The following is a 1,001-nucleotide window of genomic DNA, read 5'->3' as shown; positions in this document are numbered from 1 at the left end:
AGCCCAAACCCAACTAGAAACAAAGAAAAAAGAAGAAGCAAAGAAAGCAAAAGAGCTAGAAAAAGCAAAAACAGAAGTAGCAAAAACACAAAAACAAATAGAAGAAATAACTAAACTAATACAAGAAAAACAAAACTATGTAGAAAAACTAAAAAACGCTAAAGAAATACTAACAAAAGCCCAAGCAACACAAAAACAAGCCCAAGAAAAAGAAAAACAAGCCCAAGCAAAATACAACAAAGAAAAACAAGAACTAGACAAACTACAAGAAAAACTAGACAAGCTAGAAGGCAAATACGAAAGAGCCCTAAAAGCCTACCTAGAAAGCCAAAAAAGACAAGAAGAAAATAAAAACAAAGAAGAAAAAGACACAGAAGTAAAAGCCCAACTAAAAAACAAAGAAATAACAGTAGACTTCAAAGAAAAAATAGGAGAAGGCTATGAACTAAGAACAGAAATAATAGAAGACAAAAAACTAACAGACCAAGTAAAAGAAAAACTAGCAACAAACGATATAAAAATCTACGACCTAAGCATATATAAAGAAGGGCAAGAAACAAAACTAAATGGACAAAGAACAGTAAAAATAGTAATAACAGAATATGCAGACAAAGAAGTAAAAGTATACCACCTAAAAGACAGTGGAGACCTAGAAGAACTAGCATCAAAAAACAACCAAGGAGAAATAACATTCCAAACAAACCACTTTAGCAAATTTGTAATAGCAGCCCAAGAAAAAATGAAACAAGCAGAAAAAACAAACAAAAAAGAAGAAACAAACAAAGAAGAAAAAACAACAAATAAAGAAAAACAAAAAGCAGACAAAAAAGCCCAAACAAAAGCCAAAAAACTAACAAAAACAGGACTAGAAAACACAAGCTCTATAGGAATAGGTCTATTTATGTTAGTAGGAACAATACTACTAGCAAGAAGACAACAAAAATAAAAAAATAAAAAGAACTAGATTGATTTCTAGTTCTTTTTCTATAAAAAAATACAAA

Annotated in this window: 1 pseudogene; it reads left to right on the top strand. The window is 29.9% G+C overall.

From position 1 onward, the window contains the following. Positions 1-946: pseudogene (locus KMP12_RS07405) on the top strand (hypothetical protein); the annotation flags it as partial. Between the last annotated feature and the right edge of the window lie 55 nt (positions 947-1,001).

Origin of the sequence: Gemella sp. zg-1178, from assembly GCF_018790995.1 — a bacterium.
Classification (GTDB): Bacteria; Bacillota; Bacilli; order Staphylococcales; family Gemellaceae; genus Gemelliphila.
Note: the sequence above shows the minus strand (reverse complement) of the source record. Positions and strands in the feature narration are given on the sequence as shown.